The 18,891-nt window shown below is 69.8% G+C and carries 10 protein-coding genes; 4 read left to right on the top strand and 6 right to left on the bottom strand.

The features are described 5' to 3' along the window. Nucleotides 1-28: 28 nt before the first annotated feature. Nucleotides 29-8,314, top strand: coding sequence for a hypothetical protein (locus ACIOWN_RS18090; protein ID WP_401982717.1), 8,286 nt, complete (start codon nt 29-31; stop codon nt 8,312-8,314). A 579-nt stretch (nt 8,315-8,893) separates the two neighbouring features. Here the strand turns inward: ACIOWN_RS18090 and ACIOWN_RS18085 are convergent. Both ACIOWN_RS18085 and ACIOWN_RS18080 read right to left on the bottom strand, forming a co-directional pair. Continuing rightward, a complete protein-coding gene (locus tag ACIOWN_RS18085; protein ID WP_362354660.1) occupies nt 8,894-10,252 on the bottom strand; it encodes a TRAM domain-containing protein in 1,359 nt (452 codons plus the stop codon). Nucleotides 10,253-10,362: 110 nt separating this feature from the next. After that, a complete protein-coding gene (locus ACIOWN_RS18080; RefSeq protein ID WP_362354658.1) occupies nt 10,363-12,423 on the bottom strand; it encodes an APC family permease in 2,061 nt (686 codons plus the stop codon). 163 nt (nt 12,424-12,586) lie between these two features. Here ACIOWN_RS18080 and ACIOWN_RS18075 point away from each other — a divergent pair, with 163 nt between their 5' ends. From ACIOWN_RS18075 to ACIOWN_RS18065, 3 genes are all read left to right on the top strand, one after another. Continuing rightward, nucleotides 12,587-12,730 (top strand): hypothetical protein, encoded by a 144-nt coding sequence (locus ACIOWN_RS18075; RefSeq protein ID WP_362354676.1) that lies wholly within the window; start codon nt 12,587-12,589, stop codon nt 12,728-12,730. A 132-nt stretch (nt 12,731-12,862) separates the two neighbouring features. Beyond that, a complete protein-coding gene (locus ACIOWN_RS18070; protein ID WP_100570643.1) occupies nt 12,863-13,534 on the top strand; it encodes a TrkA family potassium uptake protein in 672 nt (223 codons plus the stop codon). Continuing rightward, nucleotides 13,534-14,202: a TrkA family potassium uptake protein gene (locus ACIOWN_RS18065; protein WP_100570644.1), complete on the top strand. Its 669-nt coding sequence runs from the start codon at nt 13,534-13,536 to the stop codon at nt 14,200-14,202. The genes ACIOWN_RS18070 and ACIOWN_RS18065 overlap by 1 nt, the downstream gene beginning before the upstream one ends. 111 nt (nt 14,203-14,313) lie before the next feature. On the opposite strand, the gene ACIOWN_RS18060 is transcribed toward ACIOWN_RS18065, so the two are convergent. From ACIOWN_RS18060 to ACIOWN_RS18045, 4 genes are read right to left on the bottom strand one after another with little or no spacing between them, the layout of a single operon-like run. Next, a complete protein-coding gene (locus ACIOWN_RS18060; protein ID WP_362354655.1) occupies nt 14,314-15,078 on the bottom strand; it encodes a DUF3159 domain-containing protein in 765 nt (254 codons plus the stop codon). Nucleotides 15,079-15,081: 3 nt separating this feature from the next. Next, on the bottom strand, nt 15,082-15,480 hold the full coding sequence (locus tag ACIOWN_RS18055) for an OB-fold nucleic acid binding domain-containing protein (protein ID WP_100570646.1): 399 nt from the start codon (nt 15,478-15,480) through the stop codon (nt 15,082-15,084). A 41-nt stretch (nt 15,481-15,521) separates the two neighbouring features. Continuing rightward, nucleotides 15,522-16,205: a response regulator gene (locus ACIOWN_RS18050; protein WP_100570647.1), complete on the bottom strand. Its 684-nt coding sequence runs from the start codon at nt 16,203-16,205 to the stop codon at nt 15,522-15,524. After that, complete coding sequence (locus ACIOWN_RS18045) at nt 16,202-18,745, bottom strand: sensor histidine kinase KdpD (RefSeq protein ID WP_362354653.1); 2,544 nt, start codon at nt 18,743-18,745, stop codon at nt 16,202-16,204. The genes ACIOWN_RS18050 and ACIOWN_RS18045 overlap by 4 nt, the downstream gene beginning before the upstream one ends. Nucleotides 18,746-18,891: the final 146 nt, after the last annotated feature.

Below are 18,891 nucleotides of genomic sequence, written 5' to 3'. Positions count from 1 at the left end.
CGAGCATCTCCGGGCGACGGCTCCGTTCGTGGTGCTGATGCAGCGCCGGATCGCCATCCTTTCGTCAGCCGCCGCCGAACGGCCGGAAAGGATCGTCGACGGAGGTCCGGGTGCGGAGCTCGGGTCGTGGCTGTCGGAAGCAGCACTCGAGTCCGGCGACCTGGCGCTGGCACAGCTTCTGGACTGGTCGTCGAAAGCCTGGGAGGGGCGCGGCCGTACTGATCTGTTCCGTACGGTCCAGGCTCTCCCGGCGCCTTTGACACACCAGTTAGCGGAGACGGTGGACGGCACGTCGTCGGCGGCCCTGCTGAACTCCCTCGGTTCCGGCCTGCTGAGGAAGCAGGCCGAGAAGCTGCGCGATCTCACCCAGAGTTTGGCGGGGACCTACCGTGCCGTCACCCAAGGCCTGTTCGTCCAGCCGGTCGCCAACTTGCTCAGCGACGTGGCCGATGGTCGGCTGGACGACCACGGGCTGTTGTCCCACAGCCCGGAGGAGTTGGTCGCCGGGGTCGTACGTTTCCAGCAGGACCAGCAGTCCTTCCGCCATCGGCAGTTGGTGAAGGCCACGACCGAGGTGGTCGCGCAGGTTGAGCGGTTGCTGGAACTGGCGGACGCCTTTCCCTGGGAAGCGCCGCGGATTCCCCGCCCGGAGGATCTGTCCGGGGCCGGCCTCGACGCGACGCTCGCGTCCGTGCTGACGGCGGCGCTGGACTACGCCGAAATCGACTCGCCGCGTACGGGCGACGGAGCTTCCCTCCTGCCGTTTCTGGCGCAGCGGGTCCTCGAGGAGGCCGATCCGCTCGCCCGCCCCCGGGTCGCCCTGGTGGTCGAGCATTCCGGCATCCCTCGTCATGTGTTGAACGAGGCCTTGGCTCCTCTAGAAAGACTCGGGGAACAGGCACAGGCTCTGGCGTCACCCGGCGAAGGACCGGGTTCCGAGGATCTGCTCCCCCTGCGCTCCCTCGTCATGGAAGCACTGGCACGCGGGGATCTGGAAGATGCCGAGCAGGGGATCGATATGCTCGCCGAGGCCCGGGAGGAGATGGATCTCGCCCGCCGGCTCGAGACGTGCCGTGAGGCGCTGAGCGATCAGACCGAAGAAGACCTGGATCTGCGAACCGCCGAAAGATACCTCAACGACAGGGACTTGCGTGCGGCCGCGCGCTACCTGGACGCCGTTGAGCAGCGCCTCGGCTGGTCGGCGCCCCGGGAGACGGGGCCGGCCGTGGGCCAGGACGGCGGACCTGCCGGAACACCGCCGCCACCCGTTGAGGATTCTGTTCCGTCGGGGACGACGTCCGCGTACCACGGAACCGTTGCGGGAAGCTCTCTCGACACCCGTCTGCGGTTCTCCGACACGGTCGTCGACGATCCGAGCGAGGCCCTGAGGGCGCGGATCCTGGCCAGCAGGCGTTTCGACGCCACCCCGGCGATAGTGGCCGAGGCTCAGCAGGCCCTGCACCAACTCGCGCAGTCCGGCGACGACGAGGCGGTGCACCGCACTGCTCGGCAGCTGCTGCAGGTCGACCCCCGGGCAGCCGCCGAACTGCTGGAACGCTCCGAGCTGCGGTTCGCGGCCGCGCTGCGCCCGATGACCTGGCATCTGCTGGAACAGGCGCTCCAGTCCTGCGGCGAGTACACCCGGGCCGAGAAGGTCTTCCACCTCGGCCATCCGCCTCTGCCGCCCGAGGGCCTCTCCTTGTACGCCGCCAAGGCCGGGGGCCTCCCTCTGGAGCCACGACTGGGCAAGGTCCCCCGTTCGTTCGCCGAGAGGCCCGACATGGCGGAACTGGTCGACGCCGTCGCCCTCCACGATGCGCCGCGGGCGGCCCGTGCCTACGCCGAGGCCCGGGCGGCGGGATTCACCTCGGCCCTGGGGCCCGCCGTGGGATGGCATGTGCTGGCCGGACGCCCGGCTGAAGGACTGGGCGTCTACCGCCGTTACGGGCGCCGCCAGTACCTCAACGCGTCCGCGGCCTGGAACATCGCTTGCGCGTACGCGGCGGTCGGCCTAGTGGGTCACGCCGTGGAGTCCCTCAAGGTTATGTACCGGATCCTGCCCGGGAAGATGTCCCGCGAGCAGCTGGACTCCGTGACCTCGTTCTGTGCCCAGCACGGTGTCCAGTCGCCTTTGGCGGCGGCCGCTCCGCAGCCGACCGTCCAGCACTCGGCCGACGGCAGCCAGACCAGCGAGTCGCTGGCCAAGCATCTGTACGAGTCGGGGCGGGCGGAGGACGCGGCCCGTCTACTGGAACAGGTGCTCGGCGAGAACGCTTCGTCGCCAGGGGCCTTTCTCATGCTGCGCATCTGCCGGGAGTCGGGTAACCTGGCGCGCGCGCGGGCGGTGATCACCCGGATCGCCGAGACGCCGGACGCGCTCGGCTGGCGGCATTACGTCGAGCTGGCCCGTACGGCGCTCGATCCGCGGTGCCTCGACACCGTCATCGCACGAAATGTGCTGAACCAGGCGCGTGACCTGGGAGCGCCGGACACATGGACCGGTCCTCTGGAGCAGCGCCTCCGCGCGATGACCGACTCGGGAGGTTCGTCGCCCGCTGGTGGGCCGGGGGTCGTGACGACGGGGACCGGTGACCCGAACAGCGGTCACCGGGAAATCCTCGTCTTCCGGACCCTAGAGGACAGGCTCCGCGCCGGCGGTCTGCTGGACGCGCTGTGGGAGGCCCGTGCCACGTCCGGACAGGGGGGCATCACGATCTCCGACATCGTGTCGGGGCTCCGGAACACTCAGACACCGATTCCGGACGGACTTCCCTTTGCAGTTCTCCTCGAGGACGTGGAGGAGACAGGCGACGACTACCTGGTACGTGAGGTGTCCTACTGGCTGCTCGACGGCGGCCAGGCAAGGGAAGCGGCCGAACTCCTACAGAGGTGCGTGTCATGGACGCCACCGGAAAAGCTTCCCCGGATGCTGCTGCTCCGTGACCGGGCGGCGCGTGAAGCCGGGATACCGAACGAGTTCCTGCCCAAGAGGCCACCGCGCACGCGGGAGGCGGGACCGCAACAGCCGGCCGTCCGGCGAGAACTGAGGCCCAGGACCGCGACCATCAGCGGTCCGGTGGCCACCGAGCCCGGTATCCGTCTGGCCCAGCAGCCACCGCCCGGATCAACCCTCGACTACATCGCCGACGCGTGGGCGGCGGCAGTCCGTGATCATCCGGTCGCCCTCGCGAACGCGCTGGGCTACCTGGTCCTGGCCGGAAGTCCGGAAGACGCTCTGCTCCTGCACGATCAGTGGGCCGACACCCTGTGGCTCACGGCCGGAGCGGCCTGGAACCTGGGATGCGCCTATGCGGCCACAGGCCGGCTGCACGCCGCCGCCACGACCTTCGAATACTGTCTGCGCGTGCTGCCCCGTCAGCCGTCGCCGGATCAGCAGGCCGCCCTCAACGACCTCTTCACGGAGATCGGCCGTAAGGTTCCCCAGCAGACGGGGCTGGTTCCTGTCCGACGGCGCACCATCGCGCAGCCGGACGATGTGCGGGGCAGCGCCTCCTCACGTCCGGCCTCGTCGTCCCCTTCCGTCCAGCACCGGTTTCTCGCCGAGGCGGAGGTCGAGGCGGCCCGTCTGATCGCGCAATGCCGCAGCGCCCCGAGTATCAGCGCCTTCCGCACCGCGGCCGACGCGGTGCGGAAGGCAATGCGCCTGGGTGAAGTCCAGGAGGCTGGGCGTTATGTGCCGATCATGCGGGAACTGTTCTCCCTCACGCCGGATGCCGCCACGGCGGCCGGCCTGGCGATGGTCCTGGAGGCAGCACAGCGTCCGGTCCCCGCCTGGGAACTCCTGACGGAATGGATCGAGAGGACCCAGGCGAACTTCGAGCTGCTCGCCCCGGCGGTCCGCGTGGCGAAGGCGCTCGGGCGTGCACAGGAGCTGCGTGCCCTCTTGGAGCCCTATCACTCCAACGACGCTCACTTCGAGTTCCATCTCTCCCTGGCAAAGCTCTCCCAGCAGTTGGGAGCCCGGGAGGACCTGGGCCGCTATGCCGAGCTGGCGCTGATGAGCAACCCGACCTGTGCCGAGGCCGCGATCCTGCGCAAAGCAGCCGGTCCTCTCCCTTCCCCGGGCCGGGCCGCCGACCGGGTAGTGCGGAACATCGTCGACCAGGGTCTGGACCGGCGGCAGACCGTGCGCAGACTCAAGAAGGAGTACACACCCACCCTGGACGACCTCCGGGTACGGGCGCTGGCACGGTTCCAACCCCCGACGAGCCCGACGGCCCTGAGGAACCAGCTTCCCGGCTGGGCGAAGGAGGAGGCGCAGGATCTGCTGGAAGCGGCGGCGAACGAGGAATGGGAGCTCGCCTCGGACCACGCCCTAGAGCTCGTCGCCAGGAAGCCCCGCTACGCACGCGTTTCAACGGTGGCCGCTGTCTGCCTGATCAACGCGGAGCGGGACGAGGAGGCCCGTACGGTCGCGTCGCTAATCGGTTCCCGTCGGGACCGACAGGTGGTCCTCGTGTACCTTGCCTGCGCCCGTCGTGACTACGCCGAGGCAGTGAGACTGCTCTCCCTCTCACCTGTCTGGTACTCCGACCAGGACCAGCTGCTCGCCCATGCCGGACTGCTCACCGACCGCGAGATGGCTGACATGCCCGTCGCCGCGGTGGAACTGCTGCTGCTGCACGCACGGCTGGACCCCCGGCGCAGTTCCACACCGGCCGCGCTGGCAGCCGTCCTCGCGGACGAGGCGGGGGAGAAGTCACTGGTGGCCCAGGCGCTGGACCTGCTGCGCCAGCCGACCCCACCACCCGGTGACGTCCTGGTCGACACCGCGCTCGCGGCCGGCACACCCGAGGCCCTGAACAGCGGCGTCCAGCCGTTGACCGAGGCGCAGTTGCAGCGTGTGTACGAGTTTCTCGAGGACGATCCCGTCCGCCTGCACAAGTTCCTGAGCGGCAAGGTGCGGCGCTCGCCGGGCAGAGCGGCACAGAAGGAAGTCACGACGCGGGCCTTGCTGCTCGGGACGGCCTGTGCGCGCCGAGGACAGTACCGGACCGCAGTCGCCGCCTTCGAGCGAGCGCTGAACGGTGGAGCGCCTCACCACACGGTCTGCTCCCGGCTGGCCAGCGCCTTCGAAGAGGCGGGTCTGCCGGACCCGCACGACTACGCCGACCAGATTCTGGCCGGGCGGGCTGTCGCCGAAGCGGCGGCAGAGCCATCCGAGAAGCTCGCGTCTCTGGTGTCTGCGACGAAGGAGCTGCTGAGGAGTCCGAAGCTCGGAGACCACCTCAAGGAAGTCGGCGACGCGCTGGCCGAGTGCGCAGTGGGCCTCGACGTGGCAGTGAGCCGAAGCCTCGCCAGGTGCTGGCAGCGGCAGTGGCAGCAGTTCCAGGCTCGGCCGACGAGCAGAGCGTCGGCGGAGACGCTCGAAGACCACACAGCCGAGACCGAGAACCAGATTCGCACGGGAGAGGCGCTGATCCCGGATCTCTCCGAGCCGCTCGGCGTCCACGCCAAGGCGACGCAGGACGCGCTGCGCTCGGTGTGGGACGACTACGGCCGCGATCAGCTGCTGTCGGGTGCGACGTCGTCCGAAGGCTCCGTCACCCTGCGGCGATCCACCGCGACACGGCTCAGCAACGGGCCGGTCGAGCTCCAGCTCGTCGTGCGCGCGGGCCGGGATCTGCGTGACACGAAGGTCACGGTGCTCGGCCACGAGAGGTCTCTCGGGGAGCTGAGGGCGTCGAACACCGTCGGCTGCTTCCTCGCGGTCCCCGCCTCCGACCGCGAACTCACCGTCGAGGTCTCCGGGACGCCGGCCAACGGGGACGAGACGGAAACGGCGCTGTTCACCGTGCAGGTGAAGCAGCTCGTGCGTCAGGAAGCAGTCGTGTCCAAGTTCCGGCCGGGCGAACCGGCAGTGCCGGGCATGTTCGTCGGACGCACGAGCGAGCTTGAACGTCTGCGCACCGTGTACGCGGATGCTCACCGGCACTCGGTGCCGTCACTCGTCATGATGGGCTCTCGGCGAGCCGGCAAGACATCGATCATCCATGAACTGATGCGCATGCACAGCGGGGCAGCCGGCGAGCTGCTGGCGCCGGCGGAATGGCGCATTCCGCGCGCCCTCACCGTTCTGGTCGACGGACAGGAGACGAATCCGGGGTCGGCCCCGATGCTTCAGCAAATCGCCAACTCGGTCCTGGACCGGATCGAGGACGTGTACGGCCGCGACCTGAGCGGCGTGGAGCTTCCCGGGGACAACAGTGTGAACTTCCGCCGCTGGTGGCGGCGCCTGCGCCGCGAGGTGTGGCCGAACGAGGAGATCGCTCTGCTGATCGTCGTCGACGAGTTCCAGGAGCTGCTGAACCGCTATCCGAATTCTCAGGCCAAGGCGAACGACATGGGCGTTCTGCGCGCGCTGAAGCTCGACGGAACTCTGGCTCTGCTCTTCAGCGGCTCCTGCACCACCGAACAGTTGCGCCAGTCCCTCGAAGGCACGCTGTCGCAGCAGGACTTCTCCCAGCCCATGCGCATCGGTCCGTTGGACCGTCAGGCGACCCTGCAGATCGTTCACCAGGGCTTCGACAACACCGTCCAGGTGCTCGCCTCTGCTGCCGAGCTCGTCTACGACAAGACACGGGGTCATCCTCAGCACGTCCACATGATGGGCAAGAGGCTCGCCGAGCTGCTGGAGCAGCTGAATCGTACGGTCATCGACGAACAGCTCGTGGACGAGGCCGGCGAGTGGGTCAGGAGGCAGCGTCAAGCCGTGCTGGACATCGCGGACCCCTACGCGAGCGGCGCCCGGATCCCGGACCTGTTCTTCAAGATCGACAGCGAACTGGACACCGATCCGGACGAACTGCAGGTCCGCCGTGCCCTCACGGAGGAGGAACGGCGGCAGCTGGACGACTACCTGGACTACGGATTGCTGGTCCTCGAGGGCAACTGCCTTTCCTGGGCGAATGGAATCGTGCAGGGATGGCTCAAGGAGCAGAGTGGCCCTCCGGAGGACGACCCGGACGGGATGCATCCGCATGAGCGGGAGCTGCGCACTGCCGGCTACCAGGTGCAGGATCGCATCTCTCCGTCCGACAAGCGGTCCTGCGTGGCCGTGCACCGGGACGATCCGTCGACCAAGTACATCGCCAAGTACTACCCCGAAGCGGATCGCAACGTGCTGCGCGAGATCACGAAGGTGCTCGGCGGCGACGCATACGAACAGATGCAGGGAGTTCCTTCGCGCTGGGAAGTCCGGGGAAGCTGGCTTGTCTACGAGCGAGTCAACGGATTCTCACTGGGCGATCACCTTGTTTCGACCCCGTCCATCGATCCGGTGAAAGCCGCCCGTTGGGTGCTGATGGCATGCTGGACACTCCAGAATGTGTGGGAGAACCAGCGCATGTCGCACGGGGACATCCGCCCCGCCAACCTGATCCTGTCCGGCGACGCTCAGAACGACAATCGAGAGGTGTTCGTGGTCGGCTGGGGGTACGGGTGCGTGAGTGCGGGACCCGAACACCGCCCGCTGCTGACACCGAAAGGTTCGCGCTACTACCGGGCGGCGATGGGGGACGGCGACATCCGGGGGCCCGAGCACGACGCCCTCGCACTGGTGGCCGTACTGTACGAACTGGTCCACCCCGAGCACCGATTGCCGCTGAAGCCGGACAATTCCGTGGACGCGGAGGCGCTGGTCCGCGACGACCTACCGGGGGTTCCGCCGGCCCTGCAGTTTCTGTTGAAGGATGCCCTGCACCCGCTTTCAGCCCGCCGGTACCGATCCCCGTCGGATCTGGCAGAAGCACTGATCAACGCGCTTCCGGCCGAACTCGGCCCGCGGGAGGCGCCTCCAGGCCCGAGCGAGGTTCATCTAAACGAACACACCTTTAAGGCAATGCCGGTCTTTCCCTCACCATCCCCGCCACCGGTCATCAACTACGTCACCGCCTCAGCCCGTTCCATCCAGGAGGAATCCATGACTGACAGCAGCATCAAGATCGATCGTTCCACCCTGCAGGGAAATGCGATCGGCCACAAGAGCAAGGCCAAAGTCACCAATACGTCGTCCGTCGGTCCAGATGCGACCGCTGAGAAGCAGGACCTGGGCAAGCTGGTCGCCGAACTCCGGGCGGAGATCGAGCGGATCCATGACCAGATGAACGAGGGCGACGCGAACGACGTGGCGACCACGCTCGAGCGGCTCGAGGGCGAGGTACAGAACGAGCAGCCGAACCCCGGCAGGATCGCCCGACTCGCTGGCTTCCTGCGCGACACGCTTGAGGCGATCGCTGGAGCCGCCACGGCATTCACGGCTGCCACACAGATCGTCGACGCTGTCAGCGGCTGACGCTCTCCCGGCCGCTGGCGGCTGGTCAACAGCCGCCACAGCTCGGTGCGCCGCGTGCCGTCGGCCAGGACGACGGTCAGCCACGCCTCCACCACCCGCTGCCCGCCCGCCCTGGCACGGTAGCGGCGCGGGAGGACCGCGGTAAGGCAGGAGTCGTCGGGCAGCGGGCGGCGCACCGTCGGGTGCCGCTTCAGTTGCGGGTGGAGCGCATCACAAATCGGGCGCCGGTGTCCTGCACGGCCTGAGGGAAGTCGACCGCGTCGTAGTAGGAGTCGGTCGGCAGGAGCATCGATGCATCCAGACGTCCCAGCAGGCGGCGTGCGTAGATCAGGGCGTCACAGCACGCCGCAGAACCACCGTTCCTGGTGGGCAACAGCTACCGCGCAGAGCCGCCGGCCCTCTGCCCACCGGCGGTCCGAGCGTCATATGAGCGTCAAGATCTTCCGCAAGTCGGCTCTCCTTCATCCCCCACACGAGTCTCGGCAGCGGAAAACCGCAGGTGAGGGACTGAGCCACCGTCCGACCTGTTGGACATGGCAAAACAGGTCGAGAGCCGACCCGGAACAGAGAACCCGCAGGTCAGGCAGTCTTCCGAGCAGGCTCCAGAATCGCCACGCACTCCACGTGCGAGGTCATCGGAAACAGGTCGAACGCCCGCAGCGTCCGCACCCGGTAGCCGCCCTCACGGAAGTACGCCAGGTCGCGGGCCAGGGCCGCCGGGTCGCAGGCGACGTAGGCGATGCGGCGGGCGGCGAGGGAGGTGAGGTGGGCGACCGTGGTGCGGCCGGCGCCCGCTCGGGGCGGGTCGAGGACGATGAGGTCGACCTCGGTGATGCCGGTGCGCGGCAGGACGGACTCGACCTTGCCCTGTTCGACGCGGACGCGGGGGAAGTCGGCGAGGTTGTGCCGGGCGTCCTCCACCGCGCGCTTGCCGGACTCGATGCCGAGGACCGCGCCCTTGTCGCCGACGCGGTCGGCCAGGGCGCCGGCGAAGAGGCCGACGCCGCAGTAGAGGTCGAGCGCCATGTCGCCCTTGCGGGGCAGGAGGCCCTGCATGACCGTCGTGACCAGGGTGTCCGCCGCCTTCGGGTGGACCTGCCAGAAGCCGCCCCCGCCCACACGGTGGGTGCGGCCGTCGGCGCGCTCGCGGACGAACGGGCGGCCGTGGACGCGGTGGACGCCGCCGGTCTTCTCGTCGACGCGGAGGACGGAGACCGGCTTGTCCAGTTCCACCAGCGGCAGGCGGGCGCCGGGGCGCGGGGTCAGGATCACCTGGCGGTCCTGCGAGCCCGTCGCCGCGATCGCCTCCACGGACTCCATGCCGGTCCAGTCGCGCCGCTCGATGCCCAGCTCGCTCACCCCGGCCGCCGCGATCATGCAGTGGTCGATCGGCTCGACCTCGTGCGAGCGGTGGCGGCGCAGGCCGGCCTTCCCCGTGGCGGGGTCGACCGCGTACTGCACGCGGGTGCGCCACTGCGGGACCTCGCCCGCGGGCAGCTTGTCGCCCTCGGCGGGCATCACCGTGCCGTCCCAGCCGGCCTCCTCGGGCGTGAGGCCCGCGAGCCGCTTGAGCTGCTCGGCGAGCACCTCGCCCTTGAGGCGGCGCTGGGCACCCGGCTTGGCGTGCTGCCAGTCGCAGCCGCCGCAGCGGCCGGGGCCCGCGTAGGGGCAGGGGGCCTCGACACGGTCCTTGGAGGCATCGACGATCCGTACCGCGTCGGCGCGCAGGAACCGGGCGCCCTCCTCGCCCTCGGTCACCCGGGCCACGACCCGCTCGCCGGGCAGCGCGTGCCGTACGAACAGCACCTGGCCCTCGGCGGTACGGGCGATGCAGTGGCCGCCGTGGGCGACGGGACCGATCTCGACCTCGTACTCCTGCCCCACCAGCGAGGCGCCCTGTTCCTGGCCCACCCGCGAGTTCTTCTGTTCTGCGTGCATGGTGGGGTGACTCCAGATCGGGAAGGGCGGACGGCGTTCGGCCGGACAACAGCCCACCAGTCTACGTGGACGCCGTCCGGCCGTTCACCGCGAGGGGGCGGCGCCTCCTGTCAGCGCTTCGCGGCCTGCGACTCCTTCGGTTCCTTGGCGCGCTCCTGGGCCGGGCCGCGCCGCACCGCACCCGGCGCGCTCCACTCCTGGCGCCTGCGGGCGCGCTGCTTGGCCGCCTCGGAGGAGGCCAGCTGGTAGGGCACCGAGGTGACCATCACGCCCGGCGTGAACAGCAGCCGGCCCTTCAGGCGCAGCGCGCTCTGGTTGTGCAGCAGGTGCTCGTACCAGTGGCCGACGACGTACTCCGGGATGATCACCGAGACGGCGTCGCGCGGGGACTCCTTGCGCAGGCTCTTGACGTACTCGATGACCGGGCGGGTGACCTCGCGGTAGGGCGAGTCGAGCACCTTCAGGGGTACGTCGATGCCGCGCCGCTCCCACTCCTCGCGCAGCGCCCGGGTCTCGGCCGGGTCCACGTTGACGGTGAGCCCCTCCAGGGTGTCCGAGCGCATCAGCTTGGCGTACGCCAGGGCGCGCAGGGTGGGACGGTGGATCTTGGAGATGAGGACCACGGAGTGGACGCGGGAGGGCCGGACGGTGTCGTCGTCCGGGCCGTCGGGGGCCGCGATCTCCTCGGTGACCCGGTCGTAGTGCTTGCGGATCGCGGTCATCGTCGCGAAGAAGATGCACATGCCGAGCAGGGCCACCCAGGCGCCGTGCGTGAACTTGGTGACGAGGACGACGACCAGCACGGTGCTGGTGAGGAACGCGCCGAAGGTGTTGATGGCGCGGGAGCGGATCATGTGGCTGCGCCTGGCCGGGTCCCGCTCGGTGGCCAGATGGCGGTTCCAGTGCTTGACCATGCCGACCTGGCTGAGCGTGAAGGACACGAACACGCCGACGATGTAGAGCTGGATCAGCCGGGTGGAGTCGGCACCGTAGACGACGACCAGCAGGATGGCGGCGCCCGCGAGCAGCACGATGCCGTTGGAGAAGGCGAGCCGGTCGCCGCGGGTGTGGAGCTGGCGGGGCAGGAAGCGGTCCTGGGCGAGGATCGAGCCGAGCACCGGGAAGCCGTTGTAGGCGGTGTTGGCGGCCAGGAACAGGACCAGCGCCGTCGCCGCGGCCAGGATGAGGAACAGGAAGCTGCCCTTGCCGAAGACGGCCTCGGCGACCTGGGAGATCACCGGGTTCTGCACATAGCCAGGGCCGACCGGGACACCGTTGTTCAGGAGGTTGGCGGCCGGGTTGTCGGACATGCGGACGCCGGTCGTCATGGCCAGCGTGATGATGCCGCAGAACATCGTCACGGCCAGCAGGCCGATCATCGCCAGCGTGCTGGCCGCGTTCCTGGACTTGGGCTTGCGGAAGGCGGGGACGCCGTTGGAGATCGCCTCGACGCCGGTGAGCGCCGCGCAGCCGGAGGAGAAGGCGCGCAGCAGCAGGAAGACGAGGGCGAATCCGGCCAGTCCCTGGTGCTCCGCCTTGACGTGGAAGTCGGCGGTCGGCGCCCGCATGGTCTCGCCGAGGACGAGTCCGCGGACCGCGCCCCACACGATCATGATGAAGACGCCGGAGACGAACACGTACGTGGGGATGGCGAAGAGCGTGCCCGACTCTTTCACCCCGCGCAGGTTCATCACTGTCAGGAGCACGATCACCGCGACCGCGCACAGCACCTTGTGCTGGACGACGAAGGGGACGGCGGAGCCGAGGTTCTCGATGCCGGAGGAGATCGAGACGGCGACGGTCAGGACGTAGTCGACCAGCAGCGCGCTCGCGACGGTGAGCCCCGCCCTGGAGCCGAGGTTGGTGGTCGCCACCTCGTAGTCCCCGCCACCGCTCGGGTAGGCGTGCACGTTCTGCCGGTAGGAGGCGACCACGGTGAGCATGAGCACGGCGACCGCGACCGCGATCCAGGGGCTGAAGTGGTACGCCGACACGCCGGCGACGGACAGGACCAGCAGTACCTCGCCGGGCGCGTACGCCACGGAGGACAGCGAGTCGGAGGCGAAGACGGGTAGGGCGATGCGCTTCGGCAGGAGCGTCTCGCTCAGCCGGTCACTGCGCAGTGCGCGCCCGATCAGAATACGTTTGGGCACGTCGGTCAGTTTGGACACAACAGAGCATCGTAGGCCTTGGCCCCCCGGGTCGTGCACCCGCCGGTCCAGATCTGCCTCACGAGTGAATTCCGGTACCGAAGACCCTGCGGATTCCGCAGGCGGGGTGTGTGCCGTGCCTAGATGTCTGGACCCCGCTCCCCGCCGACCCCCCGGAGGTCCCGTGCCCCCTACCGCGGAGCTGATCGGCGCCGCCGCCGCGTTGCTCGGCCTCGGATTCCTGACCCTGCGCAGCGTGCGCAGCATCACTCGGCGCCGGCCCTTCGAGGCCGAACGGACCCGAGTGGGACGCCTTGGGGCCGAGTGAGGCGCCGCGCGCCGCGGAGGCGTTAAGGACGCGACAGGGGGTGCCCGCCCCGGACCGGGCATGTGTAGCTTGTCCCTCTGTCTGAGACCCTGATGGGGCTGAGCAGTCGCTATTGACATCGGAAGGACGGTCGTGCACATCGTCATCATGGGCTGCGGGAGAGTGGGCTCCGCTCTCGCCCAGACCCTGGAGCAGCAGGGGCACACGGTCGCCGTGATCGACCAGGACCCCACCGCCTTCCGCCGGCTGGGCCCCGGGTTCGGTGGCCGCAGGGTCACCGGAATCGGCTTCGACCAGGACACCCTGCGCGAGGCGGGCATCGAGGAGGCCGGTGCCTTCGCGGCCGTCTCCAGCGGGGACAACTCGAACATCATCTCGGCCCGGGTGGCCCGCGAGATGTTCGGCGTGCAGAACGTCGCGGCCCGTATCTACGACCCCCGCCGCGCCGAGGTGTACCAGCGCCTGGGGATCCCGACCGTGGCCACGGTCCGCTGGACGGCCGACCAGATGCTCCGCCGGCTGCTGCCCTCGGGCGCCGAGCCGCTGTGGCGCGACCCCACCGGCGGCGTCCAGCTCGCCGAGGTGCACGCCTCCCCCAAGTGGGTGGGCCACAAGATCAGCGAGCTCCAGGAGGAGACGGGCGTCCGGGTGGCGTTCCTGACCCGCCTCGGCGAGGCGATCCTGCCGAGCTCGCAGACCGTGCTCCAGGAGGGCGACCTCGTGCACGTGATGATGCGGACGGACGACGTGGAGAAGGTCGAGGCGGCGTTCGCCGAGGGCCCGGAAGAGGAGAGCGGTCACTGATGAGGGTCGCCATTGCCGGTGCCGGCGCGGTCGGTCGCTCGATCGCGGGCGAGCTGCTGGAGAACGGCCACGAGGTCCTTCTCATCGACAAGGCGCCGACCGCCATCTCGGTCGAGCGCGTGCCGCAGGCCGAGTGGCTGCTGGCCGACGCCTGCGAGATCACCTCGCTGGACGAGGCCGCGCTCCAGCGCTGCAACGTGGTGATCGCCGCGACGGGCGACGACAAGGTGAACCTGGTCGTCTCCCTGCTGGCGAGGACGGAGTACGGGGTACCGCGGGTGGTGGCCCGTGTGAACAACCCGAAGAACGAGTGGCTGTTCAACGAGGCCTGGGGCGTGGACGTGGCCGTGTCCACGCCGCGGCTGATGTCCGCGCTGGTCGAGGAGGCGGTGAGCGTCGGCGACCTGGTACGGCTGCTGCGCTTCAGCCACGGCGACGCCAACCTGGTGGAGCTGACCCTGCCGGAGGAGTCGGCGCTGGCCGGCACCCAGGTCGGGGACGTCGAGTGGCCCGAGGACACCTCGCTGGTCACCATCATCCGCGGCACCCGGGTGCTCACCCCGTCCCGGGAGGACTCCCTGGAGGCGGGTGACGAGCTGCTGTTCGTGGCCGCGCAGGCCCGTGAGGAGCAGCTGGAGGACCTGCTGTCGGTGCGCCGGGAGCGCTGAGCGCCCGAGGTCCGCGCACGGCGCGGGGCGCCCGGTACGAGCACCGGCGTCCGCATACGGCGAAGGGGCGCCCGGAGATCCGGGACGCCCCTTCGCCGTGTGCGGCGGTGCTCAGTTCTGGCGGCGGTGACGGCCTGCGGCCGGTTCCTCGCCGTGCTCCCGCGTCAGGGCCGCCTTGCGCTCCTCCTCGGCCTTCTCCTCGGCCTCCATCTCCGCGAACACGTCGATGGGCGGGGGCGCCTTGGCGAGGAAGACCCAGGTCAGCCAGACCGCCAGCAGGAACGGCGGGATCTTCAGGATGACCAGGACCCAGCCGAGCTGGGCGGTGTTGGCCCACCAGTACAGCGGGAAGAGGATCGCGCACTTGGCGAGCAGGATCAGGCCCCAGGCCCAGCTCGCCTTGGCGTAGGCCTTCTTGCGGCCCGGGTTTCGGGTGCGCCAGGAGAGGTTCTCCTTGAAGACCGGGCCGAGCATCAGGCCGATCAGCGGGACCCCGGCCAGCGTGGTCACGATGTACGCCACGGCCAGGCCCAGCGTGTAGAGCATGCCGGGCAGGTAGAAGTCCTTGGCGTTGCCGGTCATCATCGCGAAGACGACACCGAAGGCGACGCCGAAGACACCGCTGAAGGCGTGCTTGACGGTGTCCCGCCTCGCCAGCCGGACCACGACCAGCACCAGCGACACGGCCAGCGCGGCGATCGCCGACCAGTGCAGGTCCTTGTTGATCGTGAAGATGGTGACGAAGAGGAGGCCGGGCAGCACCGTCTCGACCATGCCCCGCACCCCGCCGAACGCCTCGAACAGGGCGGCCTCCGTCACCGCCCGGGCATCGTGGTCGGCCGTCGTGTCTTCGGTCGGCTTGTCGAGTGACGTCACCGGCTACTCCCGTCCCAGGGGTCGCAGTTCGTACTTGGGATTGAACAGCACCCGGCGGCCCCGGCTCATCGAGATCCGGCCCGATGCGATCAGCCTGCGCCCCGGTTCTATACCGACGATGGAACGCCTGCCGAGCCACACCACGTCCAGGGCGGCCGTGCCGTCGAACAACTCGGCCTCCAGGGCCGGGACTCCGGCACGCGGACGCAGGGTGACCGTGCGCAAGGTACCAGTAACCGTGACGATCTGCCGGTCGGTGCAGTCGCCGATGCGTGTACAGCCCGCGGTCTCGGCGTCCTCCCGCAGTTCCTCGGACTCCAGGTCCTCCTGCGACGAGGAAAGCCGGTCGAGCATGCGCCGGAATCGGCCCACCGGCTTGTCTGAACGAGGAACAGCACTCATGTCTGAAGCGTACCGGGGGTCCCCGAGGGGGACGTAACCGCTCACTTCTCGAAGCGGTAGCCCATCCCCGGTTCGGTGACGAAGTGCTTGGGGTGCGAGGGGTCGGCCTCCAGTTTCCTGCGCAGCTGTGCCATGTACACGCGCAGATAGTTCGTCTCCGTGCCGTACGACGGCCCCCACACCTCCTGGAGCAGCTGCTTCTGGCTGACCAGCCGGCCGGTGTTGCGCACCAGCACCTCCAGCAGATGCCATTCGGTCGGGGTGAGCCGTACGTCCTTGCCGGCCCGGTTGACCTTCTTCGCGGCCAGGTCGACGGTGAAGTCCTCGGTCTCCACCAGCACGCCGTCCTCGCCGCTCCCGACGGGCTCGGCGCGGCGGACGGCGGCCCGCAGCCGGGCCAGCAGCTCGTCCATGCCGAAGGGCTTGGTGACGTAGTCGTCGGCGCCCGCGTCCAGTGCCTGGACCTTCTCGTCGGAGGAGTGCCGGGCGGACAGCACCAGGATGGGCACCCGGGTCCAGCCACGCAGGCCCCTGATCACCTCGACGCCGTCCATGTCGGGCAGGCCCAGGTCGAGCACGACCACGTCGGGGTGGCGGGAGGCGGCGAGGTCGAGGGCGCTCCTGCCGTCGGAGGCGGCGTCGACCTCGTACTTGCGTGCCTTGAGGTTGATCACGAGGGCCCGCACGATCTGCGGCTCGTCGTCGACCACCAGCACCCGCGTCATGTGGTTTGCCTTTCTGGTTCGGCGAGTCGTGCGGGGCCGCGAAGGCTCTCCGCGGCCCGCAGGGTGAGGACCATCGTCAGACCGCCACCGGGCGTGTCCTCGGCGTCGAGCGTGCCGCACATGGCCTCGGCGAAGCCGCGCGCCACGGCGAGGCCGAGGCCCACGCCGGCTCCGCGCGGGGCGTCGCCGTGCCGCTGGAACGGCTCGAAGATTCGGCCCTTGGCCTCGTCGGGGACGCCAGGACCGCGGTCGACGACCCGCACCTCGACCCGGTCGGCCATGGCGCTGGCGGACACCACCACCTGCTCGTCCGCCGGACTGTACTTCACGGCGTTCTCCACCAGGTTGGCGACCGCGCGCTCCAGCAGTCCGGGGTCGACGGCGACCATCGGCAGGTACTCCGGTATGTCCAGGTGCACGCTGTCCTCGGGCACCCCGCCCAGCGCCATCGGCACCACCTCGTCGAGGTCGATCTCACGGATCAGCGGGGTGACGGTGCCGGTCTGGAGGCGGGACATGTCGAGCAGGTTGCCCACGAGGTGGTCGAGCCGGTCGGCGCCCTCCTCGATGCCCTGGAGCAGTTCCGCGCGGTCCTCCTCGGACCACTCGACGTCCTCGGACCTGAGCGAGGAGACGGCCGCCTTGATCCCGGCGAGCGGGGTGCGCAGATCGTGACTGACGGCGGCCAGCAGCGCGGTGCGGATGCGGTTGCCCTCCGCGAGGGCGCGGGCCTGGTCGGCCTCCTCCTGAAGGCGGCGGCGCTCCAGGACGACGGCGGCCTGGGCGGCGAAGGCGGCCAGCACGCGGCGGTCGGAGGCGGGCAGCACCCGTCCGGTCAGCGCCAGCGCCATGTGGTCGCTGACGGGCATGTCCACGGCCGCGTCCTCGGGGCGCTGGAGCGGCCCGCCCGTGCCCACACGGCCGGCGCACGTCCAGGGTTCCACCTCGCTCTGCCGCTCCAGGAGCGCCACCGACTCCATGCCGAAGGTCTCGCGGACCCGCTCCAGCAGCGCCTCCAGGCTGGTCTCGCCGCGCAGCACGCTGCCCGCGAGGAAGGACAGTATCTCCGCCTCGGCGCGCAGCCGGGCGGCCTGGTGGGTGCGGCGGGCCGCGAGGTCCACCACGGAGGCCACGGACACGGCGATCCCGACGAAGATCGCGATGGCCACGATGTTCTTCGGGTCGGCGATGGTGAGCCGGTGCAGGGGCGGTGTGTAGTAGTAGTTCAGCAGCAGCGATCCCACGGCCGCCGAGGCGAGCGCCGGCAGCAGCCCGCCCAGCAGGGCCGCGGCCACCGTCAGGGCGAGGAACAGCAGCATGTCGTTGGCGAGGCCGAGGTCCACGGTGTTCAGCAGCAGCGCGAGGATCACCGGGCCGGCGACCGCGACCGTCCAGCCCCAGACGATCCGGGCCCGTCCGAGCCGGGCACCGCGTGCCACCGGCAGTCCGCGCCCCTTGGCGACCTGTCCGTGGGTGACGATGTGCACGTCGAGGTCGGGGCCCGACTCGCGGGCCACCGTGGCGCCCACGCCCGGTCCGAAGATGTACTGCCAGGTCTTGCGGCGCGAGGAGCCCAGCACGATCTGGGTGGCGTTGACCCCGCGGGCGAAGTCGAGCAGCGCGGCCGGTATGTCGTCGCCGACGACGTGGTGGAAGGTGCCGCCCAGGTCCTCCACGAGGGTGCGCTGGACAGTCAGTTCCTTGGGGGAGGCGGAGGTCAGCCCGTCGCTGCGGGCGATGTAGACGGCCATGACCTCCCCTCCGGCGCCCTTCTCCGCCAGCCTGGCCGCCCGGCGGATCAGCGTGCGCCCCTCGGGACCGCCGGTCAGGCCGACCACGATCCGCTCGCGCGAGCCCCAGATCCTGGAGACCTGGTGCTCGCTCCGGTAGCGCTGGAGGTACTCGTCGACCCGGTCGGCCACCCACAGCAGGGCCAGCTCGCGCAGCGCGGTGAGGTTGCCGGGCCGGAAGTAGTTGGACAGGGCGGCGTCGACCTTGTCCGACTTGTAGATGTTGCCGTGGGCCATCCGGCGGCGGAGGGCCTCGGGCGACATGTCGACCAGCTCGATCTGGTCGGCCCGCCGCACCACCTCGTCCGGGACGGTCTCCCGCTGCCGTACGCCCGTGATCGACTCGACCACGTCGCCGAGGGACTCCAGGTGCTGGATGTTGACCGTGGAGATGACGTCGACACCGGCCGCGAGCAGCTCCTCCACGTCCTGCCAGCGCTTGGCGTTGCGGGAGCCGGGGATGTTGGTGTGGGCGAGTTCGTCCACCAGGGCGACGGCCGGGGCGCGGCGCAGCACGGCGTCGACGTCCATCTCGGTGAACGTGCTCCCCCGGTACTCCAGCGCCTTGCGGGGGACCTGCTCGAGACCGTGCAGCATCACGTCGGTGCGCGGCCGGTCGTGGTGTTCGACGAAGGCCACGACGCAGTCGGTGCCCCGCTCCACCCGGCGGTGCGCCTCGGCCAGCATCGCGTACGTCTTGCCGACGCCCGGTGCCGCACCGAGGTAGATCCGAAGCTTGCCGCGTCCCATGGCCCCATTGTCTTCCCGTCACGGCTGCGTATGCCGCGTCGACCTTACGGCCGATAATCGCGACATAAGGGGTCGCGCGGGGGCGGATGGCCGTCTTTGACACAACCCTGACGGACACGGCCCCGACCTGCGCGGCGTCGGGGCGG

This window comes from Streptomyces sp. NPDC087787 (assembly GCF_044743035.1).
GTDB lineage: Bacteria > Actinomycetota > Actinomycetes > Streptomycetales > Streptomycetaceae > Streptomyces.
The sequence above is the reverse complement of the archived record's forward strand: the minus strand, read 5'-3'. Positions and strand labels throughout refer to the sequence as shown.